Source organism: uncultured Paraglaciecola sp., assembly GCF_913020055.1.
Classification (GTDB): domain Bacteria; phylum Pseudomonadota; class Gammaproteobacteria; order Enterobacterales; family Alteromonadaceae; genus Paraglaciecola.
Genome location: NZ_CAJWCF010000070.1, coordinates 1 through 25,476 on the forward strand (window position 1 = coordinate 1; position 25,476 = coordinate 25,476).

Consider the following 25,476-nt stretch of genomic DNA (forward strand, 5'->3'; position numbering starts at 1 on the left):
GCGGGAATAGCTCAGTGGTAGAGCACAACCTTGCCAAGGTTGGGGTCGCGAGTTCGAATCTCGTTTCCCGCTCCAATGTTTAGTCAATTTCAATACAGCTCAAATCATTTTACCAAGCAAACTTTGCATGACAACGCAGTTAGCGTTAAACATTTTTATCCCAAATACATCTTCCTAGACTTTTAAACCTCAAATATATCAAGCCGATTTATTCGATGGTATGAGTTACACCTTAAACAAAAGCATTGCTATTAAAGGCATACAAATTCATAATTGCAACTGGTCTAACCAGAGGCGTGAGTCATGGCTGTAATTAATCCTTTAAGAAAATTTGTAGACAAAGTAAACACATATCCCAATTGGTTGAGTGCGAAACTCATGACTTGGGTATTTAGATATAAAGTTAAACTAGCGGGCACAACAGGCATAGAAGTGCTGCAAACAGACGGAAAAACCGCTACATATCGGCAAAAGAATAAACGCAAAGCACAGAATCATATTGGCAGTGTGCATGCAGCTGCCATGGCGCTGTTGGCTGAGTCTTGCACTGGCTTTATTGTTGGGATTAATTTGCCGGGTGATAAGTTACCCCTGATAAAACGTATGGACCTAAATTACGTTAAACGTGCGACGGGTGACATGACGGCTGTAGCCAGTTTAACAGACAAACAAATTGCCTTGATGCAAACAGCTGAAAAAGGTGAAGTGAACGTTAAAGTTAACGTCACTGATGCCAACGGAATTGAGCCGATTGAATGTGAAATGATATGGGCGTGGGTTGCAAAAAGGTAAGGCGATCTAGGCTTTGGAATAGTGCGGGTATATATGTGATTTTAAAAGGTCCATTCCCGCTCTCAGACTCATTAGAAATATCCAGCATTTGAATCAGATAATTCATACAAAAATAGTTGACAGATTTTGATTTTAAATTATAAAGCAAGTTAAACGAGACGAGTGTACTGACTTCGTTAACTCTTAGTATCCGTCTTTTATTTAATCAATGATCATAAATCTTATTAACTTACTTTTTGTGGGGGTTGTTATGGCGAAACTTACGAGAGAGCTTTTAGTCAAACGGATGTTCAGTGATGGGAAAAATTATCCTTATGGTTTTTCACGTTCTGGCGATTTTTCAATTAGTGAAAGCAAAGCGTTATCTCAATATGGATGTTTAATTGCTGCTTTAGTTGACGGCCAAATTGAGCCAGAGACAAGCGAAGACAATAACTTGTTAGCTGCTGCATTTGGCAAAAAAGAGCCAGAAGGTGCAGCTGAAAAAGCATGGGTAAAATATCAGAAACGTATCAATCGCCCTAAATTAGGCAACGTCTATGGCAATCATCGACCAGTATTGGTAGACGATGATAGTGATGATGATGCAACTATCGAACAAGATGATTTGGAAGTTGAGATGGATGATGAATAAATAGTTGTTAATGAAATGTAATTTTATCCTAAAAATCGTTTAAAAACACCATTAATTAGAATTTCTATCCTAATATACCCGTATATTGGGATATGTATCTCACTTTTGTCCATTTTCATGTTTAAATTTCCTAATCGCTCACGTATAGTGCTCCTTCATTTTAAATTAATAATTTTCTGGAGTGATTCTGATGGAGATGATGTCAGGCGCCGCAATGGTTGTGCGAACGCTAAAAGATATAGGGGTAAAACATGTATTCGGGTATCCAGGTGGTGCCGTACTAGATATTTATGATGCGTTATACGCTCAAAAAAATGTCGAACATGTCCTCGTCCGTCATGAACAAGCCGCTGCCCATATGGCAGACGGTTATGCCAGATCAACGGGTAAAACAGGTACTGTATTAGTTACATCAGGTCCTGGAGCAACTAATACTATTACCGGTATTGCCACTGCGTTTATGGACTCAATTCCTATGGTGGTTTTATCTGGTCAGGTACCATCTAAGCATATTGGCGAAGATGCTTTCCAAGAAACAGACATGGTGGGTTGTTCTAGGCCTATCGTTAAGCACAGTTTTCTGGTCAAACGTGCTGTAGATATTCCTGAAGCGATTGCCAAGGCTTATTACATTGCCAATACAGGTCGTCCTGGACCTGTGGTGGTTGATTTACCTAAAGATATAGTTAACGTTTCAGAAGAACACCCTTATCAATTTCCTGAAGATGTCACTATGCGTTCGTACAACCCAACGCTTAAAGGACATAACAAGCAGATTAAGAAAGCGGTTAAAACCTTACTAGAGTCAAAAAGACCTATTCTTTATGTTGGTGGTGGCGCGATAACAGCAGAAGCCAGTGACTTAGTGACAGAACTAGCTGAAAAACTAAATGCACCTGTCACTTCTACTTTGATGGGCTTAGGTGCCTTTTCGTCTGTTCACGAACAGTTTGTTGGCATGTTAGGCATGCATGGCAGATTGGAAGCGAATAAGGCGATGCATAATGCCGATTGTATTTTAGCTTTAGGCGCGCGTTTTGATGATCGCGTGACTAACAATGTGGATAAGTTCTGTCCACATGCGAACATTATTCATGTTGATATTGATCCCGCATCCATTTCTAAAATTGTTGGCGCTCATGTGCCTGTTGTTGGCAGTATAGATGAAGTGGCTAAGCAGTTACTTAAAGAGATGGGCAAAATTGATGCTAAGGCGCAAAAAGAAAAAGTTGCCGATTGGTGGGAGCAGATAACGCAGTGGCGTTCTCGTAAATGTTTAGATTATAAAAAAGACAATGGATTAATTAAACCCCAAGAAGTAATAGAGTCTTTATATAAGCATACTAATGGCGATGCGTACGTTAGTTCCGACGTAGGTCAACATCAAATGTTTGCCGCATTATATTATCCTTTTGCTAAACCCAGACGTTGGATCAATTCTGGTGGATTAGGCACCATGGGCTTTGGTTTACCAGCTGCTATGGGGGTTCAAATGGCACACCCGGAAGCTGTGTCTACAGTAGTTACCGGTGATGGCAGTATTCAAATGAATATCCAAGAATTAGCGACTTGTATGCAGTACAATTTGCCTATCAAAATTATCTCTTTGAACAACCGCGCGTTAGGTATGGTTCGTCAATGGCAAGATATGATCTATAAAGGCCGTCATTCACATTCTTATATGGATTCAATGCCTGACTTTGTTAAGTTGGCTGAAGCTTATGGGCATATTGGTATAAGGGTGACTAAGCCTGAAGAGTTAGATGAGGCAATGGCAAGATGTTTTGCGGCTAAAGATAGACTGGTATTTATGGACATAGAAATAGATCAAAACGAACACGTCTATCCTATGCAAATTAAATTTGGTGCAATGGATGATATGCGATTAAGTAAAACGGAGCGTACATAATGAGAAGAATTATTTCTGTATTAATGGAAAATGCTCCCGGTTCTTTGTCACGTATTGTGGGGGTATTTTCACAACGTGGGTATAATGTTGACTCTTTGTGCGTTGCGCCAACCGATGACAAGAGTTTGTCGCGTTTGACGATTGTCACTGAAGCCGATGATAAAGTCATCGAACAGATCACCAAACAAGTTAACAAGTTGATTGATGTATTAAAAGTGACTGATTTATCTGATGGTCATCATGTTGAGCGCGAATTAATGCTGGTTAAGGTAGCAACCCGTAGTGAGTTGATCCGAGCAGAGATCAAACGTAATGTCGATATATTCAGGGCGCAAATTGTTGATGTAGATGCTAACAATTATACAATTCAAGTAACAGGTACCAGTGATAAGTTAGATGCTTTTGCACATACATTGAGCCAAAGTACCGAAATTATCGAAGCGTCGAGAACGGGCGTATGTGGATTATCTAGAGGTGAAAAAGCGCTACGTCCATAAAATAGCGTTTATATATCAAAATTCAAAAAAGCCCTAACGGGCTTTTTTTGTAAATAACTTTCAGAAGTTGTTTGAAAAATGAGATTTTTAAGTGTTTATTATAACATACTGTAGTTAAAATACGTTTTTGTGTAATTATATTACAGTCTCGTTGATACCCAATAACTCTATCCTTATTCCGATAAAGAATATAAGTTTCCACTAAATTTGTTTTAAACCAACGGCTTGCAAGTTTTGTGTCTTTTTGTTTTCGTTCTTTACAATTTGTTAATCAAAACCTCTCAGAAAAAAAACAACTTATTTTTGTAATTTAATTACAATTGGGTTCATCAGGTTGAGGCAACAAACTCAGCGACCATATTTTAAATAATTTAAATTACTGGAGTGTTTTATGAAAAAGTTACTTTTATCCACTGTTATTTGTGCCGCTACATTATCGTTTAACGCAAGTGCATCATTAAAAAGCGCGAGTAATTTTAAGTTTGTTGGCGATACTCAATACGCTGATCTTTGCGAGGCCGCTGCAACTAATGACTTAAGTTTGTTCAAAAAGAATGTAAAACAACACGGCTTTCGCCTAAATGCTAGCAAACGTAAAATGCTAATGTTATTAACCAGTGGTGATAATTTTCAATGTGCTGGTCAAAATCTGGTTGCGTTTTCTGAGTCTCGTGGCTCGCAAGATATTGCTGACTACTTAACTGGTACTGAAGCTGAAGTTAAAACTGCATCAACCAGTAAATATAAATTTGTAGGTGATAGAAACTTTAAAAACTTCTGTAAATCCGCGGTAACAAATAATGTTGGTTTGTTTAGACGTGCTGTAAGCAGTCAAATCGGTAATTTAGGTTTTACTAAAAAAGAAGTAATCGACAAAGTACTTGATGCTGACAATGTAACATGTGCTGGAGAAAGTTTAGGTGAGTTCTTCCAGTCACGTGAAGCGACTAACGTTATGAGTTACATCGCTGATAAAACTGCCCAATAAACAATATTGTTTTAAAACGAAGTGATATTTAAAAAGCAAACAGTGAAGGCTGTTTGCTTTTTTTATGCTTAAAAAGGCTAGTAAAATTTACTATTTCTCTATTTTGGGGCACTAAAATAATCTAGATTGGTTACCAAACAAGCTCTGCGAAGTGCAGTCGACACATTGATTCATACCTATCATTTCCGCCCACTTCTACCTGTTCGCCTTCTTTTACTACTTGTCCATTTTCATCGATTCTGACTACAAAAGTCGCTTTTCTTCCACAATGACAAATGGTTTTTAATTCTATCATTTTGTCAGCCCATGCCAAAAGGTAGCGGCTGCCTTCAAAGGTTTCTGCTAAAAAGTCTGTGCGTAAACCATAAGCCAATACTGGTATATTAAGCTTGTCAACAATATATATTAACTGCTGCACTTGTTGCTTAGTTAAAAATTGTGCCTCATCAATAAAAAGACAATCCACCTTACCTTTAGCTAGTAAGACTTCTATGGCTGACTGCATGTTGGTTTTTGGTGTGAAAAGGTGTGCTGAGGACTCAAGGCCTATTCTAGATGCGACTTTACCTTGACCAAACCTATCATCTAATGCGGCGGTAAAGATTTCAGCATTCATGCCTCTTTCGGCATAGTTGTAGGCTGATTGAAGCAAAGACGTGGATTTTCCAGCGTTCATCGCTGAGTAATAGAAGTAAAGTTGCGCCATGAATAAGAGCTCTCGGTAAAAAACAGCTATTTTGCCCTGATTAGTGACAAATTAAAATCACCAATAGAAAGATTAATGGACTCTACAGAAAGCTTAAGAAAAAATACTAGTGATGGGGTTTTGCCAAATAACTAAGTCTTCGTTTTTCATTGGTTTAGCGAAATAATAACCTTGTAGGTAATCAACCCCCATGGCTGAAAGTGCAATGGCTTGTTCTTTTGTTTCAACTCCTTCCGCAATAGTCTGACAATTCAATTCACGGGCAATGAACAAAGTAGCACGTATTATGGCTTCGCCTTTTCCTTCAATGTTATCTACAAAAGATTTGTCTATTTTTACGTAATTGACGGGTAAAGACTGCAGCTGTGACAAGGAAGAATAGCCAGTACCAAAATCGTCGATTGATATGTCAATCTTACGAGCTTGAATTTGCTCTAACTGTTGACGAATTTTGACTTTGTTTTCTACAAATGTGGACTCTGTTACTTCTAGATGTAACCTTTCAGGAGCCAATCCACTGCTTCGTAGGCAGTTATCCAATAATCTAATAAACCCATCATCCATCAACTGAATTACAGACACGTTGACAGAAACTGCTGCCTGCTGATTAAATTGCCAATGTTTTGCATCCATACAGGCACGATTTAATACCCAAGCGCCGATTTCCTTAATAAGCCCAGACTTTTCGGCTAATGGTATGAACACATCAGGTCCAATAAACTTATCGTTAAAATTCCACCTTAACAGCGCCTCAAATGCAAATGATACATTGTCTTTTGCTGTCTGAATTGGCTGGTAACATAAGTAAAACTGTTTTCTTTCAATTGCATGTTGCAGACCTTCTAATATCATTTGCGATGCCGCAATTTTTTCTTTTAGGTCATTGGAAAACACACGAGGAAGTTTATTGTCAGATTGTTTCTGCTCACACATTGTTAAGTCAGCAAGTTGAATAAGTTCAGTTGCTGACAAACTGTGAGCAGGCGCCATCGCTATGCCAATTGAAGCTGATAGATGTAATTCATTGCCATGCACATAGATAGGTTGTGTGATACTCGTTGCAATAGCCTTAGCGATAGACATGGCTGTATCTTGATCGCTATAGGGTAATGCCACTAAAAATTCATCACCATTCCATCGCCCAGCACGGTTATTTTCAGAAAACGCCGAAATCCTTTGAGTGACCTGCACTAAAACTGAGTCACCTACTTTATGACCCATAGTATCGTTAATTTTTTTGAAGCCGTTTAGGTCAATAAACAGTAATGCAAGAGGACTGTCTTTTACAATTGATAGTTCTATCAACGACTCAAGACTTTTAGTAAAGGCTTTACGATTGACTAATTGGGTTAAGGAGTCGCGATTACTGAGTTGATAGATTTCTTCAGTGCGTCGTTTAACTTCGTCTTCTAAATTAATATTGGTTTGATTTAGCTCACTGGAGGTGACTTTTAATTCTTTATTAGTTAATGCAATATGATTTTTTTCGTTTTCCAGTTCTGCAATTAATAATGCATTCAGGTTTTTTTGGTGGATTGCGTCAGAGGTAAAGCGGGACGCTTTGATACGAGAAATAAACATAATCAACACAAAAGCCACACCCAAAATGCCTAACAGTTGACGATGTTCTTCATCAGAAAATAACCCCATCAGAGCTATGGGTACCAATAAAATCATTGAATAGCTGATTGCAGTAAAGCGACTAGCAGCTAAAAGAGAAGACGATCCGCCTGCAAACGAGGACATCACAACAATTGCGACATATAGCTCAGTATCGTTAAGTTGATTGTAGAAAAAGACCACGTATATTGACCAAGCGATGGCCGTTGAAATACTCCCAATAGCGAAACGTTGCACCCCCAGTTGCCCTGATGATGCAGATTTACTACTTCTTGTTTTCCACTCTGCCCAATCGACTATCCTCAGCAGTAAAATTACGCTGATGAAAAACCACCATATGAGTTTTGGTTGATTGACAGTTTCGCCGCTAATGCCAAAAACCATTAAACTGCTGGCTAGAGCGCTAACAACTATCCCAATAGGACCATTGCTATAAAGCAATGTTGCTGCGTCTAAGTGTGACGCTTTCTCGAGAGTGGTGTTGGTTTTGATGTAGTCATACCTTACGAAAAATCGAACCAATAATCATATTTAGTATCAAAATACAAAATATAATACGTCATTGATGTCATTAAGATCAGTTTAATATTAATCCCAAATTAATCTAGTTTAATTTTTGGAATAAACTTGGCAACAAAGATGCAAATAGTGGGTAAATCGTATTTGATATCATTATGCGCAGGTTGAAAATAATAAAAGTAACGGAATCTACAGGCATTCCAATTTTGATAGTGACACATTGTTCACCTCAAAATTGTTTTAAAATTTGCTCGTCGTAATTATCTACATTTAGCGTTAAGTTATACTGATTAGCTAAACTATCAAGCTCTGCTTGTTGAACTGATAACTCATCCATGACGATAGTGTTATCGTCTAGTTGCCATAATAGGCGTGAACCTGCATAACTATAATGAATAGCGATTAACGCATTGGAATCACCTTGGCGCCCTGCGGCTAAAAGTTTAGGCATCCTTCGGTTGATTTTATTCAGTGCTTGTTTGAGTTCCCATACATAGACAACTTCGGTCATAAAGTCGTGAGTACGGTATTTATGAAGAAACCAGGCAATTGTGACACTTGTCATCACTACGCCAAGTAAGTTCCAATTAAAATGGCTACCACTTTCATCAGGAAATAATGCAATTAGCGTTTGTGAAATAGCTAAACTGCCTATCACTAAACTTCCTATACACAAAGCAATAACTTGATTTAAGTGTCGGCGATAACGCGCTTTATTTATTTCAATGAGATGCATAAAGGTCCTAATAATAAAATGACAAATGTAAAAAAATGAGAGGGGAAAATTTTGATTATCGAATTATACATAGGTTAATAAATCTAATACATCTAAGTCGTTCTATAGTGACTGCCAATAGATATTATTCTTAATAAATAGATCGAATGTAATTACTCTAAATCAACTATTTGTTGGTCTTCCTTTTTTCACGAACCACCCATTTATCTAACATTTGGGCTAATTGTTCAGATAAAATAGGTTTGGCCAGATAGTCATTCATTCCTGCTTCTAAACATTTTGTATCGTCACCTTTCATTGCGTTAGCGGTTAATGCAATGATTGGGATATCCTGATTAAACAGCCCGTCTTTGTTTGCACAAATGTGCCTAGTGGCATCGTAACCATTCATCAACGGCATTTGGCAGTCCATTAAGATCAAATCGAATGATACGTTGGATGTTTTGAGCGAATTTAAGTCTTCCTGACCATTTTCGGCAAGGTGGTGTTGGCAATGCAAATTCTTCAACATTTCAATAACGACTTGCTGATTAATATAGTTGTCTTCTACAACCAATATATTAGGTTTTTTCAGAACAGGCTTTTCGGATGGACTCGTTTGGTGAAACTGTCGTTGTTCAATTGTTGGTTTTTTATCAAGTGTAGCCAGGAGTACAGCAATAAGCGCGTCGGGTTTAAGTGGTTTGCCAAGATAATCAGTGACTTTTATAGCGGAATCTTGAACTATGTTGACTCCCCCAACTTGGGCCGTCATTAAAAAGAGGTTCATATTAGAAAAGCGTTGGTCTTCTCTTATAGCTTTACTCAGTTCTATACCACTCATGCCAGGTAGCGCTATATCAATCAAAACATAATCGACAGGTTTTTCAGTTTCATGAGCAAACCGTAAGGCTCTTATCGCTTCTTGTGCGTTACTCACACAATGCACTTCGATATCCCCCTGCATTAGAAAGTTCACCACCGAATGTCCCACACTTGCGTGGGAGTCTACAACGAGCAGTTTCTTCCCACTTAAAGGAGCAAGTAAACTCTGAGTTGTCGGAGCGGATGTTTGCCCAGATGGTTCCGATTTTACGGTAAAGCAAAAAGTAGAGCCTTGTTTTATAGCACTTTGGACTGTAATTTTTCCGCCCATCATTTCGCTTAACTGTTTACTGATAGCTAGGCCTAAGCCAGTGCCGCCATACTCACGAGTGCTTGAAGTATCAACTTGCATAAACTTAGTGAACAGCTGTGATTTTTTGTCCTCAGATATACCTTCACCCTTATCAATCACTGTAAATTTTAATGATTCATCGCCGGCACTCTCGACCTTTAATACCACTTCGCCTTGTTGTGTAAACTTAATGGCGTTACTCAATAAGTTGTTCAAAACTTGCTTGACTCTATCAGGATCAATTTTCACCCATCTAGGCAATGTTGGGTCAATATTCAAAACCAGTTCAAGGTTTTTGTCATGGGCACGAGCAGCCATAGTATCAATGGTGTCGCTGAGTAATGAATATAAATTTATGTCCTGTAATTGAATATTGAGTTTGCCAGCTTCAATTTTTGAAAAGTCTAAAATGTCATTAATTAGATGGAGAAGCGAGTGACTACTAATTTTGACTAATTGCGCGAAGTGACGTTGATTTTCATCAAGGTTTGAATTCAAAAGTAAATCGTTCATACCCAATATGCCATTTATAGGAGTGCGAATTTCATGGCTCATGTTGGCTAGAAATTCGCTTTTCGCTTGTTCTTCTGCTTGTTTAAGCTCGGTGATATCTTGAAAAGCACCTCTAAGAGAAGTCGCTACACCTTTAGTAAACTCTGCATAACCCACTGAGCGCACCCAAATGTTATTGCCTTTGGCGGTAGTAAAAGGGGTTTGGAGATCCCAAGGTGTACCATCTTTTATTGCTAAAGCAATTGCTTGCTGAATTTTGGGTCTCGACTCTGGAGAGTAATAGTTTATGGCGTTTTCTAGATCTATCTCTGAACCAACTGGCAACTCGTGAATGTTGTAAACCACATCAGACCAAATTATCTGGTTGGTTAACAAATTAAGTTGCCAACCTCCAAGTTTTGCCATATTTCCAGTGCGTACTAATAATTCTTGTTGTAATTGCCGATCTTGTTCTAGGCTTCTTATTTCTGTGATGTCTGTTTCAATCGCCATAAAGCCAACGAGTTTATTTTGCTCATGTAATGGCTGGCAATTAATCCGCAACCAAAATGGGTGGCCATCTTTATGGTAATTTAATAGTTCTATATTAAATCCTTGATTATTCTTAAGTGCTTTGCTCATCTCTTTTATTGCATTAGGGTCCGTATCTTTACCCTGCAATATTGCCCCTGGGCTAAAACCTTTAACCTCGTCTAATTCGTATCCGGTGATATGGGTAAACATTTTATTAACCCAAGTTGTTTTGCCTTGGGCATCGGTCAAGACAACGGCGTTAATGGTTTCCTCTGCTACTTTGGCTAGTACTAAGTTTTCTTTAAGGCTTTCTTTAAGATTTTCTTGGATGATAAAACTTTCAGTAAGATCGTAGTTAACTCCTATTACTTTAGATACTTTTCCGGCGTTATCACGCACCCCATGTCCGTAGGCTTTTATATAGCGTATTTGCTTGTCAGGCATGATTATTCTGAAGGTGCTATCAAATATTTTATTTTCAAGCAGGGTCAGTTTTAATGTCTGAAATGTTGCCTCTTTATCGTCGGGATGTAATGAATCTCGCCATTCTGATACATTGCCACTAAATGATTTTGGATCACGCTGGTAGAGCAAAAACATTTGTTCGTCCCAAATGAGCTTCTTTGTATCAACATTAAACTCCCATACGCCTATTTGCGCTGCTTCCTTTGCTACTTTGAGACGCTCATTGCTTTTATCTAACTCATCTTGAGCACTTTTTAATTTTGATGATTCAGATAGGGTGGCTATTACTGAACTTTTCTGATCATTACATGAGGGCTTTAAATTGATCGTGACAAAAAACTCATGGCCTTCTTTATGCAAAGCAGGGAAAGCTTCACCTTTACCCATATAGCGTTCATTGTTAGTTTTGAAAAATTGATTTATGTGTTTTTGATGCCCAGAGCTGTATCGTGTGGGCACTAAATCAGCGACATTCATTTGTTCGAATTCTTCTAGGGCATAACCAAACATTTTTACTGCAGCTTGATTAGCATAGAGAATTTCGCCAAGGGAAGATATCTCAAACACAGCACTTGAGACTGAATCCAAAATGGCCTGTAGTCGTTCTACTTCTTTGCCTGCATTGTCTATTGAGATTGCAGTTTTGTTATATTCCATTATTCCCTCAAAATGCAGCGAAAAGGCGCTTTTGTAGATAGAACTATTGATTTTAACACTTTTTTTTATGTTGCCTATTGGCTTAAAGTATTAGAATACGCCTAATGAATTAGTCGGAGAGCAGTTTGTCAGTTAAAAAAGTAGTCGCCCCTAAGTTTGAAATAGCGTTTTTTTTACCTAAATACTGGTTAACTTGGTTGAGTATTCTCATTCTGTATTGCTTGTCTTGGTTACCTTATCGAGTACAAAAAAGTATAGGAAAACTATTGGGGAAACTGCTCAAAGTTGTTGCAAAAAAGCGCTATAACATTGCTAAACGCAATTTGGAATTGTCTTTTCCTGAATTAAGCCCAGAAAAACGCCAAACCATGTTAGATGCTAATCTAGATTATGCCGGTATGGCAATTCTAGAGACAGGCATGGGCTGGTGGTGGCCAACATGGCGTGTTACTCGCAAAGCTGAATTTGAAGGTTTTGAACATATAGAGGCCATTTTAGCCAAAGGCAAAGGTGTACTCGCCTATGCAATACACAATATGAATTTAGAGTTCGCTTGCCGCATAGCCGGTCTAAAATATCCGTCAGTCGTTTTTTATCGTAAACACAACAATAGGTTAATGGAATATATTCAATACTATGGTCGTAAACGTAGTAATAAGTACATGGTTCACAAGCGAAATGTCAGAGGGTTAATCAGTGCTTTAGATGAGCGCGAGTTGTGTTTGTATTTACCTGACCAAGATTATGGACGATCAAAATGTGAGTTTACACCATTGTTTGCAGTGCCAGATGTAGCAACAACAACTGGCTCATTGTTGTTCGCAAAGCAGGCAAATTGTGAGACCGTTTTTTTAGTTTCTATCAGAACAGATAAGGGATATAAAATAATTGCACTGCCAGGACTGGAGAATTTCCCTTCAGGTGACGATAAATATGATGTGACACGTATGAATCAGATGATTGAGAAAATGATAATGCTTGCGCCGGAGCAATATCTTTGGATGCATAAGCGGTTTAAGACTAGACCTAATGCTGATGATCCTTCTCTGTATGATTGAGGGTATATAATGAATGTAAACAATAGTTAGAAAGGTTAATGAAAAAAACGAAACAAGTCTCTAATTCTTTATTTTGGCTTAAACATGTAATGCTTGCACTCATGATTATTGCGATTGCCGTTATAGTTTTGGTCCTGAAGCAAAGCAATGAATCGGGTGTGCGTCCTGAAGGTGATACCAGAAAAAAGAGTATTTCCAGTAATATGAGTAATTTTTATGCAGATTACCGTTTGTCATCTCGCCATCCTCGTGAAGAAGGATTAGGAGACTTTGTCATGGCGGTAAAAAAAGCCGATACGCCATTGGGCGAACGTTTACAAAAAATGGAAAGTCTACAAAAACCAGTGTCAGGAAGATGGGTAGGGGAGCACAAACATCGTTCATTCAAGGCCGGAAGTACACTTCGAAGTGCTATTACCGATTATGCTCAGTCAGAAGGCATGCAAGTAATTTGGGAACTTGAGCAAGACTTTATTGTCAAACACCCTTTTCAACTTGATGATTCTATTTTGGGCAGTTTAAAAATGATTGCTAAAGCTATCGATGCTAATTTTGATGGTGAAGTAAAAGCGTACATGTGTCCTCGCCAACGCTCACTGGTTATTACTGCCAAATCGTCTGAATATTTAGAAAAGCAATGTGCGGAGGCGCGAAGGTAATTTTTGTTATCTGGTGACCTATGTTTTTTCGTCAGAATTCTTTACTTGTTCAACTAAATATTTATGCCAAATCGCTTTTACTTTTGTTTGCAAATCAACAAGGGATGCATTGATTTCAGCTAATTCTCCATTTTGTAAGGCCAGTCGATGGGCATAGTTACGATACTCCAAATATGCTTGATTGAGGGTGTCTGCTTCAGCTTTTGTAATGAGAGATAATTTTGCTAAGTCGGCTAAAATCCTCACATTATCAGGCCATTTGGCTAAGCTAGGAAAAGCACATGTGTGAGCCAACAACATAAACTGCACAATAAACTCTATATCTGCAATGCCTCCAGCATCCTGTTTCAAATCGATATTCTTTGCATCACCTTTGGCCAAATGCTCACGCATTTTTTCTCGCATCGAAACCACTTCTTCTGCTAGTTCCAATAAGACTCTTGGTTTTGACAAAATATTTAAGCGTACTGCACTGAAACGTTCCTGTAATTCACGACAACCTGTTATAAACCTGGCTCTGCCGAGTGCCTGATGTTCCCATGTCCAAGCATTTTCAGTTTGATAAGTGGCAAAGCCATCCACATGGCATACCAGTAAACCAGCGTTGCCTGATGGGCGTAATCGCATGTCTACATCGTAGAGTAAGCCTAATCCCGTTTTGATCGTGAATATATGTAAGATTCGCTGAGCAAGTTTGATATAGAACCCCGTCGCTCCAAGAGGCTTTTTACCATTGGTCAGTTGTTGCCCATCACAATTATGCAAAAAGACTAAATCTAAGTCCGATCCATAACCCAATTCCCATCCACCTAACTTACCATATCCCAAAACCGCAAAACCTTTGTTCTGAATGCTTTTTGGCCCTTGTGTTTCACATACAGGTACACCATATCTGGCAACCATTTGTTGCCAAGCAATATCCACAACTTGCACAATAATAGCTTCGGCTAGATGAGTTAGATGATCACTGACCTGCATTACCGGCAATGCATTTGAAATATCGGCCGCTGCGATTTTTAGTTGTTGAGTTAGTTTAAACTGGCGTAGAGTTTCAATTTGTAGTTCTAGATCTTCTGGCTCCACTCGCAATAACGATTGGCGCAGTTCATCAGCATATTGATTAAAGGCCACGGGTTGGTAAAAAGAAACAGGATTGAGTAGTTCATCTAGTAACAACGGAAAACGCGCTATTTGCTCCGTCACCCAAGGACTGGCAGCGCATAATTTAACTAAGTGGAATAATGCCGCTTGGTTTTCAAATAATAATTGCAGATAAGCAGTTCTGCCTAATATGGCATGTAAAACACTTAATACACGCCTAAATAACTCTTCATGATCTTTTGCCGTTGAGCTCAGGATATTATGGATAATCACCGGCATCAGATTATTTAGAGTAGTCAGACCCCTTTGGCCAATGCGCTGCTTGGTCAAATTTTGTTTAAATACGTTTATTTGCTGACAAACATCTTCACCGATTGGCAAACTCGTTTGGTTAACTTCATCTGCTAAATGCCAATGATTTAATATACTTTGTGTTTCTTCGACATCTAATTGTAATTGCCAAAGATCTCTAGCCCCTTGTTGCTGTTCATCTGCAACATCATCCTGCGCTGTTAGGTCTTCTTTGACCAACAACGAGAATTGCTGGTGGACAGTGGCGCAGTGTTGCGCTAACTGTTGCTTAAAGGCTTCATAGTTGTCTATGCCAAGTACATGTAACAAACGTTTTTGGTCAGTGTTGTTATCGGGTAATACTTGTGTTTGTTTGTCCGCAAATTGTTGTAGGCAGTGTTCTATTTTACGCAGCCATAAATAACTATGTTGTAAACTATTAGCACTTTGCGCCGGTAATATTTCTAATTTCACTAGTTCAGATAAGGCTAATTGTAAGCTTTGAACTTTCAGACTTGGCTCTCGGCCACCGTTAATTAATTGCAAACTTTGCACTACAAATTCTGCTTCCCTGATCCCACCTTCACCCAACTTAATATTGTTTGTTAGGCCACGTCTGCGCACTTCTTGTTCAATCATCGATTTCATACTACGCAGTGACTCAATAGCACTAAAGTCTAAATATCTACGATAAATAAAGGGTTGCAGAATATCTGATAATTCTTGTGTGTAAGGGCTAGGTAAATTTAGGATAGATGCTTTGAGCATTGCGTAACGCTCCCAGTCCCTCCCTTGTTCTTGGTAATAATCTTCCATTGCATCAAAATGCATCACAAGTGGGCCGCTGTCACCAAATGGTCTTAGACGCATATCCACCCGATACACTTGTCCATCAGCAGTTATTTGATCCAATGCAGTGATGATTTTCTGGGCCAATTTAGTAAAAAACTGTTGGTTTTCTACCGACTTTTTGCCACCTGAGGTAACACCCACTGAAGGATAAGTAAAAATCAAATCGATGTCTGAAGAAAAATTAAGTTCACCACCACCTAACTTTCCCATGCCCAAAATTAACAAGGGCTGAGGACCACGTTCGCCTTCTGGCAAGCCAAATCTGGGTTGTAAGGATTGATATAACCAATTATTTGTTTGAACAATTAATTGCCGTGCTAGGTCAGATACTTGCGCTAATGAATTCTCTATTGATTGCATGTTGAGCAAATCGCGCCAAGCAATTCTCAGCATCTGAAAATTTCTAAACTGTCGGAGTTTTTGTTGTAAAAGGGCTTCACTATCCACTTCGGTCAATAGCTGTTCAAGCTGTTGTTGGTATTCAATTTGCTTGGCAAAAAGTAATTCTTCGACCAGTAAGTCCGATAGCCAAATCGGATTTTTTAGACATTGCTCGTAGATGAAGTCGCTAAGTGAAAAAGCAGATTTTATCTGCTGTTCAAACGTCTCGAAGCTAACAGAATATTGACGATGTGAAGTCAATTCCAGCCATCTCTGATTACCGATGGCAATCAATTCTTCGGGAAGTGGTGTTAACGGACTATTTTTCATGTTTACTAACCTCAACCATTAGCAGGTTTTGTATTGGAGCATCACAAAGTCTGTTGTTTACCAATTTTACTTTATCAGCTTTATTCAATTTTTTAATCCAAATTTCCAATTTTAGTGCGTCAGAATGGCTATCAACCTTACACCGAAATTTGAGTGTCAGTGGGCCTTTGCCTTTAAGCGCTTTGGCACATTTAGGCCCGCTTGACTGATGTTCTGCAAATCGTCGTTCAATGTTGGTACAAATGCCAGTGTAGTATTGGCTTAATTTGTTTTCGACTATGTAGATGTACCATGGGGTCACTAATTTACTCTTGGAGTTATTTGGGGTCAGGAGTGGGATTGTACATGATGGGAGGAATTCGACTAGTGGAGCAAAATACAAAACAAAAGCATCAGTAATATGGACCAATTTTTTGCTGGTTCCGTCATTGTTTTTCGCTATTAATAGCCAGAAAAACTTAGCCGCATATTTATACTCACTCCAAACAAGAATTGAATAGTATAATTTCAGTGTACAAGTGTACGCTGAAATTATACTATTCAATTCTTGTTTATTTAAGATCCAAATTAATGACCGACTCTACACTTGCTGTTCGCCCTTATTCCCCTCTTGAAGAATCTTTAAATGCAGCAACTCATGGCCTGGGGTTTATCGCTGCTTTTTTGGGGTTGGTGTTTTTATTGTTACGAGTTGATGGAATCTACGGGCAAATTGCTTGTGTGGTGTATGGTTTTTCGATGATGTTGATGTTTCTGTCTTCGACACTTTATCATTGGGTAAGTCGGCCTGATTTGAAAAAAATATTAAAGACCATCGACCACAGTGCTATTTATATATTGATAGCCGGTACTTACACGCCTTTTATGACCTTGGCAGTGGGTGGGACTTTAGGTTTAGTCGCCATGGTATTGATTTGGTCAATTGCTATCGTTGGCATAATGTTTAAGTGTTTTGCTAATAATCGTTTTCCTAAGTTGTCTTTGGTGACCTATTTATTGATGGGGTGGTTAGCAATATTTTTTATCTATCCGTTGTATAACGCTTTGGAAACCACCGGATTTTATTTGCTGTTAGCCGGTGGCCTTTGTTATACGGTGGGTGTGGTATTTTATGCAGCCAAAAAAATTCAGTTTACCCATGCTATTTGGCATGTGTTTGTTGCAGCAGGTAGCTTTTGTCATTTTTGGGCTATTTATAGTTACGTTATTTGATTGCTATGCCTTAGGCAGATGGCTTAAGCTAGGGTTAAGACTTTCCTTTTCTTCTTAGCGAATCAAGCGGTTCTTTATTATGTATGAAAATTATTACGGACTAACTTCTAAACCCTTTCAATTAACGCCCGATCCTAGCTTCTTTTTCGGCAGTAAATGGCATAAACGTGCCATGTCATATTTACAATATGGACTATCTCAAGCTGAAGGTTTTATTGTTATTACCGGTGACATAGGTACGGGTAAAACTACCATTGCCAACAGTTTACTAAATGACATGCAGGAAGATATCGTTGCTGCACAAATAGTCACCCCAAAATTGACACCTGACGAATTGGTGAAAATGGTCGCCAGCAAGTTTAATGTGCCAGTTAAAGGTAGTACTAAGTCTGATATTTTAAATGATCTTGAAGCATTTTTGATGGACCTGCATAAACAAGGTAAACGAGCATTATTATTGGTTGATGAGGCGCAGAACCTACCTTTAGAAACCATTGAAGAATTACGTATGCTGTCTAATTTCCAAGCTTCGGGTAAACCTTTATTGCAAAGCTTTTTACTTGGCCAAGAAGAGTTACAACCTATTCTTCGAGCACCAAACATGGAGCAATTTAGACAGCGTATTGTGGCGTCATGCCATCTTGCTCCGTTAACTGATGTAGAGTGCCAAGCCTATATTGAATATCGTATGCAACACGCAGGATGGGATGGTAAGGCACTATTTTCAGCTGGAGCCTATGACCTGATTTTCCAATTTACTCATGGTGTACCAAGAAAAATTAATACTTTAGTCGACAGAATTCTGCTTTTTGGTTTTCTTGAAGAACTAGAAACATTAGACGAAGAAGCTGTTGAGAACGTGATCAAAGAAGTGTCGGAAGAGATGTTTCAACCTGTGAAACAGGCCCAAACAGAATCACAGCCTAAAGGCATACTTGATGGCCCTACCGAAGAAGGACAAGTTAAAGACGTAGAGTATTATAAAACCATGCTCACTGAATTGGTTGATGCTTTAGATAATGCTATTAGCCAAAAAATCAAACTCACTCGTTACATTGACCGTTTGTTGCAAAAAAAGTACAAAACTTATGTGCGATTGAAGTCTGATGATTAATGTATAACCCTATCAGTGCAAAATAGGTGCCTCAGAACCACTGAGGCGTTTCATTTAAGATAGGGTTAATCTAATTCGTGCACCTTCTGAATAACTGCGACAAAGAACGATGCGCTCCAGGTGTTTCCTTTTAAGCTAGTCTTAACGTTATTCATTCTAAGTAAGCCATTTTCGATTTAAATCACTTTCTACCCTACTAAATCCACTTTTTTGCATGAGAAGGATATTAATGCCTAAATAACAGGCAAATACGGGGTAAAAAGGCAAATTAAGTTAAGTTTTTGTTAAAATATCCGATGTAATAGTTGAACTAACAGGTTAAGATATTATCCGAGGGTTAGATCGTACAATAAATAAACATAAGTAACCTTCAGTTTATTTGTTCTATTTTTGGGAAGTTCTATGAAACGTTTGATTGGTGAAAGAAGAGAAGCATCAGGGTTACACTCTGATGGGCCAGTATTCAAGGAACGACGTAAAGCTTATTATCACGGAAAATACAGTAAGAGAATGATGTCTCTGTTATTACTGGTTAGTTGTGTGACCTTAATTATTATTAAGCAAGGCGCCTAACTAATAAGCTACTTAAAAGCCGCTGCTTGTTGTTTAACTTAAACAACAAGCAGCGGCTTTTTTATTGGGACTTGTTTTAATTGTGCTGGGTTAATTTAGATTGAATAAACTCTGCTAATTTCGCACTGGCTTGGGGATGTTGAGAGTTTCCAGCAAACAAACATATCTTTATTGTGCCTAACTCTGGCAGATGGTCATGCTGAATGATATCTAATTGCTTGGGTACACTACTCTTAGCCAATGCACTAATGCCTAATCCTTGTTTAATGGCTGCTGTGATGCCACTTAAATCAGCATTGGTATAGCTTATCCTCCATTGTTGGGTTTGTTGTTTTAGTTTACTGATCACGCGACTTCTATATACACATCCATCAGGTGCTAAAACTAAAGATAAATGTGTATGCGAGTATGCAGAGCTGCGATCGCCTACCCAGACTAAGTTATCAATTAATACTACTTGCCCGTCCACTTCAATGTCAGGGTCGACCAAAGCCATCACCAGGTCGAAATTACTGCGCTGTTCATCCCCTAGCAAAGATTTACTTAATGCTGAGGTGACTTCAAGGGACACATCTGGATATAACTTGCCAAATTCGCCAATAATACTGGGTAGTAAAGTAGTAGCAAATTCACTTGGAATGCCTAGTCGTAATCTACCTTTCAACGAAGTAGGTTGAAATTGGCGAAAAATACCGTCGTTTAACTCCAGCATGGTGAGTGCTGTTTTATACAAATTTAAACCATCTTGGTTAACGACCTGTCTTTGCCCTTGTTTAGCAAATAGACGCTTTGATAATTGTTGCTCTAAGCGTTTTATTTGCAGACTTACCGCGGGTTGCGAACGGCCGAGTTTTTCGCCAGCTTTTGCAAAGCCTCCTAAATCCACCACAGTGACAAATGTGCGTAGGTTATCCAGTGATAGTTGTTTCATCTTAACGATTATTTAAATAAGAGTTTTAAATGATTATTCGTTTATTGATAAGAAAAGTAAATGTAAACATTACATATTTCAATTTGTTGTAGTCGATTACTGACTCTATACTTTTGCCATTGTTTCATTACGGACAGAGTATTTCATGCCAAACAAAACGGTTTTACATGCCAAACACTTGGAAGCAGGTGCCAAAATGGTCGACTTTCATGGTTGGGAAATGCCCATTAACTATGGCTCGCAAATCGAAGAACATCACGCGGTGCGCAAAGATGCGGGCATGTTTGATGTATCTCACATGACCATAGTGGATGTTAAGGGTAATGAGGCACAGGCATACCTGCGTTTCTTGTTGGCTAACGACGTGGTTAAACTGCAAGACAAAGGCAAAGCATTGTACAGCGGCATGCTTAATGAAGCGGGCGGCGTTGTAGACGACTTAATCGTGTATTATTTCGATCAAACCAATTATCGTTTAGTGGTGAACTCTGCCACTCGTGAAAAAGATATGAATTGGCTGTTAAAACAAGCCGAAACATTTGATGTCACTATCACTGAACGACCAGAATTTGCCATGATTGCAGTGCAAGGCCCGAATGCTAAAAGCAAAGCCGCACAGTTATTTTCTGCCGCACAAAAAGAAGCGGTAGAAGGCATGAAGGCCTTTTTTGGTGTGCAAGCAGAAGACTTATTTATAGCAACTACTGGATACACAGGCGAAGCCGGTTACGAAATTATGGTACCTGCTGCTGATGCCGCTGATTACTGGCAAAAATTGCTTGATGTGGGCGTAGTGCCTTGTGGTTTAGGTGCTAGAGATACACTTCGTTTAGAAGCTGGCATGAACCTATATAGCCAAGATATGGATGAAACTATTTCACCATTGGCTGCGAACATGGCTTGGACTATTACTTGGGAACCAAGTGACAGGAATTTTGTTGGACGTCAGGCGTTAGAGCAACAAAAAGCAGAAGGCACAGACAAGTTAGTTGGTTTAGTGATGACCGATAAAGGCGTATTACGCGCCGGACAAAAAGTGCAAGTGACTGATGGTGAAGGGGTGATTACTTCTGGTACATTTTCACCCACACTAGGTCATAGTATTGCTATGGCGCGGGTACCTTCAACAGTTGGCGATAGCGCCGAGGTTGAAATACGCAAAAAGTGGGTTACAGTAAATGTGGTTAAACCCAGCTTCGTCCGAAATGGTAAAAGTGTTTTATAAGAATACAGTTAATTAGATAATTATTAGGAACTAACATGAGCAATATTCCAGCAGATTTACGTTACGCTTCAACTCACGAATGGGTTCGCCCTGATGGCGATGGGGTGTTTACTGTCGGTATCAGCGACCATGCCCAACAATTATTGGGTGATATGGTGTTTATTGAGCTACCTGATGTAGGTGCTGAAGTAGGAACAGGCGACGATATCGCTGTTGCCGAATCAGTGAAAGCAGCATCTGATGTGTACGCTCCTATCAGCGGTCAAATCTTGGCAGTCAATACAGATCTAGAAGACACACCAGAATTGGTCAACTCAGACCCATATGGCGACGGTTGGTTGTTTAAGATCAAAGCAGAAGACCCACAAGAAGTAGAAGGTATGTTTGATGCCGAAGGGTACGAAGGCAACATCGAAGACGAGTAAAGTTTACTCACGTTAATGGTTTCATCGCCTTTAAGTCTTATTTAAATATTATTCTAGTAGAAGAGTGAGGACTGAACGGTTCTTACTCTTTGCTCACATCAGGAATTTGTAGTTAGCCATGTCATTATCTCATTTTTCATTATCAGAACTTGAACAAAAACAGGATTTTGTTCGTCGTCATATTGGCCCCAGCGAAGCAGAAATGGCAGACATGCTAGCTTCAATCGGTGCAGCATCGCTAGATGATTTAATGCAGCAAACTGTGCCCGAAAGCATACGTTTACCCCAACCGTTGAAAGTAGGTGAGGCACAAACAGAAGCTGATGCTTTGGCCTACCTAAAAACTGTAGCGAGCAAGAATAAAGTGATGCGTTCGTTTATTGGTATGGGCTATTACGACACGCTAACACCTAATGTGATCCTTCGAAACGTACTAGAAAATCCAGGTTGGTATACCGCTTATACGCCATACCAACCAGAAATTGCTCAAGGCCGACTAGAAGCCCTACTTAATTTCCAGCAAGCCACCATTGATCTAACGGGAATGGAACTAGCGTCAGCCTCATTGTTAGATGAAGCCACCGCTGCCGCTGAAGCAATGGGGCTAGCAAAACGTATATCGAAAAACCGTAAAGCGAATACCTTTTTTGTGGCTGATGACGTACACCCACAAACCTTAGATGTAGTGCAAACTCGCGCCGATATGTTTGGATTTGAGGTGGTTGTTGGTAAAGCAGAAGAGGCCAGTCAACACGATGTGTTTGGCGCGCTATTACAATACCCTGGCACTTCAGGCGCAGTAAGCGACATTGCCGATATCATCGCAGCCGTGCAAGCCAATAAGGGTATTGTAGCCGTTGCTGCAGACTTATTGAGCTTAGTCATGCTTAAGCCACCAGGAGAAATGGGTGCCGATGTAGTATTAGGTAGTGCCCAGCGTTTTGGCGTACCTATGGGCTATGGTGGTCCTCACGCTGCCTTTTTTGCTACCCGCGACAGTTACAAACGTTCATTACCTGGACGTATTATAGGTGTATCAAAGGACACCCGTGGTAAACCCGCTTTACGCATGGCATTGCAAACTCGTGAACAACATATTCGCCGCGAAAAAGCCAATTCCAACATTTGTACCGCCCAAGTATTGTTAGCAAACATGGCCTCGTTCTATGCGGTTTATCATGGCCCTGAAGGCCTAAAAACCATTGCTTCACGTATTCATCGCTTCGCTGATATTTTAGCGGCGGGTCTAGTTAAAGCAGGGTTTGAACTGGTTAATAACACTTGGTTCGACACGTTAACGGTCAAAGTAACCAGTAATAAACAACAGATCATTACTGCTGCCTTAGCAAACGACCTAAACCTACGCACAGATGTGGATGGCGCGTTAGGTATTAGTTTAGATGAAACTACGTCTCGTGATGATCTTCAGGCCTTGTACCAAGCCTTTGTTGGAGCCAATGTTGAGCTCGATATCAAAGCCTTTGACCAAGCGGTTATCGACAACGGTAGTCAGTCAATCCCTACAGACTTAGTTAGAACAAGCGAATTTTTAACCCATCCAGTATTTAACAGTTATCACTCAGAAACTGAAATGCTGCGTTATATCAAATCTCTAGAAGACAAAGACTTAGCCTTAAATCACTCGATGATTTCGTTAGGTTCTTGCACCATGAAGCTGAATGCCACAGCCGAGATGTTACCTGTTACTTGGCCTGAGTTTGGTCAATTACATCCGTTCGCACCTATCGCGCAAGCCCAAGGTTACAAACAAATGCTTGATGAACTGAGCGAATGGTTAATTGATATTACCGGTTACGATGCCTTATCTATGCAACCTAACTCAGGTGCGCAAGGCGAATACGCAGGTTTGATCACCATCCAGAAATATCATGAGAGTAGGGGGGAAGGGCACCGTAACGTATGCCTCATTCCTAGCTCAGCTCACGGCACAAACCCTGCATCCGCTCAAATGGTTAGCATGAAAGTGGTAGTGGTAAACTGCGATAAAAACGGCAATGTTGATTTAGCCGACTTACGCAAAAAAGCCGAAGAAGTGGCCGACAACCTAGCATGTGCCATGATCACCTATCCATCTACTCATGGTGTATACGAAGAAACCATCAAAGAAATGTGCGACATAGTGCATGAATTTGGTGGTCAGGTGTATATGGACGGCGCCAACATGAATGCCCAAGTAGGTGTCACTTCGCCAGGCTACATTGGTTCAGACGTGTCGCATTTAAACCTACACAAAACCTTCTGTATTCCGCACGGTGGAGGCGGCCCAGGTATGGGGCCAATAGGTGTTAAAGCCCACTTAGCGCCATTTTTACCTAATCACAAAGTAATAGGTGTGGAAAACGCAGGTGACTCACAAGTCCGTGAACACGGTGCTGTATCAGCTGCACCTTGGGGCAGTGCTTCGATTTTACCTATTAGCTACATGTACATCAAAATGATGGGCAGCGCGGGTCTTAAAAAAGCCACAGAAGTGGCCATACTTAACGCCAACTATGTAGCTGAAAAATTATCGACTCATTACCCAGTGTTATACCGCGGCCGTAATAACCGTGTAGCCCACGAATGTATTGTTGACCTACGTCCATTAAAAGAAAGTTCAGGTGTGACCGAAGTCGACATTGCAAAGCGCCTAAACGACTATGGTTTCCACGCACCTACTATGAGTTTTCCAGTAGCGGGTACGTTAATGATCGAACCCACAGAATCAGAAGCGAAAGCCGAACTCGACCGCTTCATCGAAGCCATGGCTTCAATCCGCGGTGAAATCGCTAAAGTAGAATCAGGTGAATGGGATGGCATAGATAACCCGCTGCATAATGCTCCCCACACACTTGAAGATATTTGCGACAGTGAGTGGAACCGAAGCTATGACAGAAAGCTTGCGGCTTACCCCGTTGCTGCAGTGGCTAGGAATAAGTTTTGGCCATCGGTGAATCGGATTGATGATGTGTTTGGGGATAGGAATTTGATTTGTAGTTGCCCCGATTTGGATAGTTATAGAGAGGACTAATTTCCTTTTTTGAAAGGGTTTCAAACTTTCTAATTATTTAAAGAAACGAGCTTAGGCTCGTTTCTTTGTTTTTGAGGCTACGCCGTTTATGCTCTAGTGAGCACTGCCAACCATGGCTTTTTTCACACAGAATCCCTTCTGAATGACTTACTTTTTGCCAACAGCAGCAAAAAGTGCCGCTCGAGGGCAATGCTCTTCATCCAATTATTAGGCAAATTTAGCAGGTCGTTTGCACTTGGTCCCGGCAATGGCAAACTCAATTTGCGTCCTTGCAAATTGCCCGACTAAATTCACCTAATAATCGGCGAGCATTGAGTCGAGGGTAGGGCAAGAGCATCGGCTTTGCCGACTAGGACCTTTTGCACTTGCATTGCAAGTAATTAACATGGATGTCCTGTTAATTTAGCGTATTAACATGATGCCGATCGGGTTATTGAGTGATCGGGATCGATAAAAATATGCACTTGGTACTTCCTTTCGATGGAGGCATCGTTTTCTGACGTTACCAGCCACGCTGAAGGCCAAGCAGCTAGAGGGGATTATAGAAGCGGATGAAACGTTATTCGCTCGCTCTGAAAAAGGAAGTCG

The 25,476-nt window shown here is 39.9% G+C and carries 20 protein-coding genes, 1 tRNA gene and 1 pseudogene; 15 read left to right on the forward strand and 7 right to left on the reverse strand.

Going from position 1 to position 25,476, the window contains the following annotated elements:
- The 6 genes from QZ488_RS14635 to QZ488_RS14660 all read left to right on the forward strand — a co-directional run bounded on the left by QZ488_RS14635 (position 1) and on the right by QZ488_RS14660 (position 4,820).
- Positions 1-75: transfer RNA gene (locus tag QZ488_RS14635), tRNA-Gly, on the forward strand.
- A 228-nt stretch (positions 76-303) separates the two neighbouring features.
- Positions 304-792 (forward strand): DUF4442 domain-containing protein, encoded by a 489-nt coding sequence (locus QZ488_RS14640; RefSeq protein ID WP_293750079.1) that lies wholly within the window; start codon positions 304-306, stop codon positions 790-792.
- A gap of 250 nt (positions 793-1,042) precedes the next feature.
- On the forward strand, positions 1,043-1,426 hold the full coding sequence (locus tag QZ488_RS14645) for a DUF413 domain-containing protein (RefSeq protein ID WP_293750081.1): 384 nt from the start codon (positions 1,043-1,045) through the stop codon (positions 1,424-1,426).
- Positions 1,427-1,616: 190 nt separating this feature from the next.
- On the forward strand, positions 1,617-3,335 hold the full coding sequence (locus QZ488_RS14650; RefSeq protein WP_293750083.1) for an acetolactate synthase 3 large subunit: 1,719 nt from the start codon (positions 1,617-1,619) through the stop codon (positions 3,333-3,335).
- The gene (gene ilvN / locus QZ488_RS14655) at positions 3,335-3,832 is read left to right on the forward strand and encodes an acetolactate synthase small subunit (protein ID WP_293750085.1); all 498 of its coding nucleotides are present in this window, start codon (positions 3,335-3,337) and stop codon (positions 3,830-3,832) included. The genes QZ488_RS14650 and ilvN overlap by 1 nt, the downstream gene beginning before the upstream one ends.
- A 391-nt stretch (positions 3,833-4,223) precedes the next feature.
- A complete protein-coding gene (locus QZ488_RS14660) occupies positions 4,224-4,820 on the forward strand; it encodes a hypothetical protein (RefSeq protein ID WP_293750088.1) in 597 nt (198 codons plus the stop codon).
- 130 nt (positions 4,821-4,950) lie between these two features.
- On the opposite strand, the gene QZ488_RS14665 is transcribed toward QZ488_RS14660, so the two are convergent.
- The 4 genes from QZ488_RS14665 to QZ488_RS14680 form a co-directional block, all read right to left on the reverse strand.
- Entirely contained in the window at positions 4,951-5,526 is a 576-nt protein-coding gene (locus QZ488_RS14665; protein ID WP_293750090.1) for a thymidine kinase, read from the reverse strand.
- A gap of 93 nt (positions 5,527-5,619) precedes the next feature.
- A complete protein-coding gene (locus QZ488_RS14670) occupies positions 5,620-7,530 on the reverse strand; it encodes a bifunctional diguanylate cyclase/phosphodiesterase (RefSeq protein WP_293750092.1) in 1,911 nt (636 codons plus the stop codon).
- 364 nt (positions 7,531-7,894) lie between these two features.
- On the reverse strand, positions 7,895-8,401 hold the full coding sequence (locus QZ488_RS14675; protein ID WP_293750094.1) for a DUF3087 domain-containing protein: 507 nt from the start codon (positions 8,399-8,401) through the stop codon (positions 7,895-7,897).
- A gap of 166 nt (positions 8,402-8,567) precedes the next feature.
- Positions 8,568-11,705: a response regulator gene (locus tag QZ488_RS14680; RefSeq protein WP_293750097.1), complete on the reverse strand. Its 3,138-nt coding sequence runs from the start codon at positions 11,703-11,705 to the stop codon at positions 8,568-8,570.
- A 125-nt stretch (positions 11,706-11,830) separates the two neighbouring features.
- Here QZ488_RS14680 and lpxL point away from each other — a divergent pair, with 125 nt between their 5' ends.
- Complete coding sequence (lpxL, locus tag QZ488_RS14685; RefSeq protein WP_293750099.1) at positions 11,831-12,763, forward strand: LpxL/LpxP family Kdo(2)-lipid IV(A) lauroyl/palmitoleoyl acyltransferase; 933 nt, start codon at positions 11,831-11,833, stop codon at positions 12,761-12,763.
- Positions 12,764-12,852: 89 nt separating this feature from the next.
- Positions 12,853-13,422, forward strand: coding sequence for a toxin co-regulated pilus biosynthesis Q family protein (locus QZ488_RS14690; RefSeq protein ID WP_293750121.1), 570 nt, complete (start codon positions 12,853-12,855; stop codon positions 13,420-13,422).
- An 18-nt stretch (positions 13,423-13,440) separates the two neighbouring features.
- Here the strand turns inward: QZ488_RS14690 and glnE are convergent, their stop codons facing one another.
- Complete coding sequence (gene glnE / locus QZ488_RS14695; RefSeq protein ID WP_293750101.1) at positions 13,441-16,377, reverse strand: bifunctional [glutamate--ammonia ligase]-adenylyl-L-tyrosine phosphorylase/[glutamate--ammonia-ligase] adenylyltransferase; 2,937 nt, start codon at positions 16,375-16,377, stop codon at positions 13,441-13,443.
- The gene (locus QZ488_RS14700) at positions 16,367-16,678 is read right to left on the reverse strand and encodes a GIY-YIG nuclease family protein (RefSeq protein ID WP_293750103.1); all 312 of its coding nucleotides are present in this window, start codon (positions 16,676-16,678) and stop codon (positions 16,367-16,369) included. Before QZ488_RS14700 ends, glnE begins: the two co-directional genes overlap by 11 nt.
- Before the next feature lie 269 nt (positions 16,679-16,947).
- On the opposite strand from QZ488_RS14700, the gene QZ488_RS14705 reads away from it, so the two are divergent.
- The 3 genes from QZ488_RS14705 to QZ488_RS14715 all read left to right on the forward strand — a co-directional run bounded on the left by QZ488_RS14705 (position 16,948) and on the right by QZ488_RS14715 (position 19,276).
- Complete coding sequence (locus tag QZ488_RS14705; RefSeq protein WP_293750106.1) at positions 16,948-17,589, forward strand: hemolysin III family protein; 642 nt, start codon at positions 16,948-16,950, stop codon at positions 17,587-17,589.
- Between the two features lie 79 nt (positions 17,590-17,668).
- Entirely contained in the window at positions 17,669-18,703 is a 1,035-nt protein-coding gene (locus QZ488_RS14710) for an XrtA/PEP-CTERM system-associated ATPase (RefSeq protein ID WP_293750108.1), read from the forward strand.
- A 402-nt stretch (positions 18,704-19,105) separates the two neighbouring features.
- Positions 19,106-19,276, forward strand: coding sequence for a hypothetical protein (locus tag QZ488_RS14715; RefSeq protein ID WP_293750111.1), 171 nt, complete (start codon positions 19,106-19,108; stop codon positions 19,274-19,276).
- A gap of 76 nt (positions 19,277-19,352) precedes the next feature.
- Here the strand turns inward: QZ488_RS14715 and QZ488_RS14720 are convergent, their stop codons facing one another.
- Entirely contained in the window at positions 19,353-20,207 is an 855-nt protein-coding gene (locus tag QZ488_RS14720) for a LysR family transcriptional regulator (RefSeq protein ID WP_293750113.1), read from the reverse strand.
- Positions 20,208-20,352: 145 nt separating this feature from the next.
- On the opposite strand from QZ488_RS14720, the gene gcvT reads away from it, so the two are divergent.
- From gcvT to QZ488_RS14740, 4 genes and pseudogenes are all read left to right on the forward strand, one after another.
- Positions 20,353-21,432, forward strand: a complete 1,080-nt coding sequence (gcvT, locus tag QZ488_RS14725; protein ID WP_293750115.1) for a glycine cleavage system aminomethyltransferase GcvT — start codon at positions 20,353-20,355, stop codon at positions 21,430-21,432.
- A 35-nt stretch (positions 21,433-21,467) separates the two neighbouring features.
- Entirely contained in the window at positions 21,468-21,857 is a 390-nt protein-coding gene (gene gcvH, locus QZ488_RS14730) for a glycine cleavage system protein GcvH (protein ID WP_293750117.1), read from the forward strand.
- Positions 21,858-21,975: 118 nt separating this feature from the next.
- A complete protein-coding gene (gene gcvP, locus QZ488_RS14735; protein ID WP_293750119.1) occupies positions 21,976-24,888 on the forward strand; it encodes an aminomethyl-transferring glycine dehydrogenase in 2,913 nt (970 codons plus the stop codon).
- Between the two features lie 469 nt (positions 24,889-25,357).
- Positions 25,358-25,476, forward strand: a pseudogene (locus tag QZ488_RS14740) (IS1595 family transposase); the annotation flags it as partial.

Bases quoted from the DNA above. Each gene is read 5' to 3' on its own strand.
- glnE (WP_293750101.1), bottom strand. From the start codon at position 16,377: ATGAAAAATAGTCCGTTAACACCACTTCCCGAAGAATTGATTGCCATC.
- QZ488_RS14705 (WP_293750106.1), top strand. From the start codon at position 16,948: ATGACCGACTCTACACTTGCTGTTCGCCCTTATTCCCCTCTTGAAGAA.
- QZ488_RS14710 (WP_293750108.1), top strand. From the start codon at position 17,669: ATGTATGAAAATTATTACGGACTAACTTCTAAACCCTTTCAATTAACG.
- QZ488_RS14650 (WP_293750083.1), top strand. From the start codon at position 1,617: ATGGAGATGATGTCAGGCGCCGCAATGGTTGTGCGAACGCTAAAAGAT.
- QZ488_RS14670 (WP_293750092.1), bottom strand. From the start codon at position 7,530: ATGGTTTTTGGCATTAGCGGCGAAACTGTCAATCAACCAAAACTCATA.
- QZ488_RS14720 (WP_293750113.1), bottom strand. From the start codon at position 20,207: ATGAAACAACTATCACTGGATAACCTACGCACATTTGTCACTGTGGTG.
- gcvH (WP_293750117.1), top strand. From the start codon at position 21,468: ATGAGCAATATTCCAGCAGATTTACGTTACGCTTCAACTCACGAATGG.
- QZ488_RS14665 (WP_293750090.1), bottom strand. From the start codon at position 5,526: ATGGCGCAACTTTACTTCTATTACTCAGCGATGAACGCTGGAAAATCC.
- QZ488_RS14690 (WP_293750121.1), top strand. From the start codon at position 12,853: ATGCTTGCACTCATGATTATTGCGATTGCCGTTATAGTTTTGGTCCTG.
- gcvP (WP_293750119.1), top strand. From the start codon at position 21,976: ATGTCATTATCTCATTTTTCATTATCAGAACTTGAACAAAAACAGGAT.
- QZ488_RS14640 (WP_293750079.1), top strand. From the start codon at position 304: ATGGCTGTAATTAATCCTTTAAGAAAATTTGTAGACAAAGTAAACACA.
- QZ488_RS14660 (WP_293750088.1), top strand. From the start codon at position 4,224: ATGAAAAAGTTACTTTTATCCACTGTTATTTGTGCCGCTACATTATCG.
- QZ488_RS14645 (WP_293750081.1), top strand. From the start codon at position 1,043: ATGGCGAAACTTACGAGAGAGCTTTTAGTCAAACGGATGTTCAGTGAT.
- gcvT (WP_293750115.1), top strand. From the start codon at position 20,353: ATGCCAAACAAAACGGTTTTACATGCCAAACACTTGGAAGCAGGTGCC.
- QZ488_RS14715 (WP_293750111.1), top strand. From the start codon at position 19,106: ATGAAACGTTTGATTGGTGAAAGAAGAGAAGCATCAGGGTTACACTCT.
- ilvN (WP_293750085.1), top strand. From the start codon at position 3,335: ATGAGAAGAATTATTTCTGTATTAATGGAAAATGCTCCCGGTTCTTTG.
- QZ488_RS14680 (WP_293750097.1), bottom strand. From the start codon at position 11,705: ATGGAATATAACAAAACTGCAATCTCAATAGACAATGCAGGCAAAGAA.
- QZ488_RS14675 (WP_293750094.1), bottom strand. From the start codon at position 8,401: ATGCATCTCATTGAAATAAATAAAGCGCGTTATCGCCGACACTTAAAT.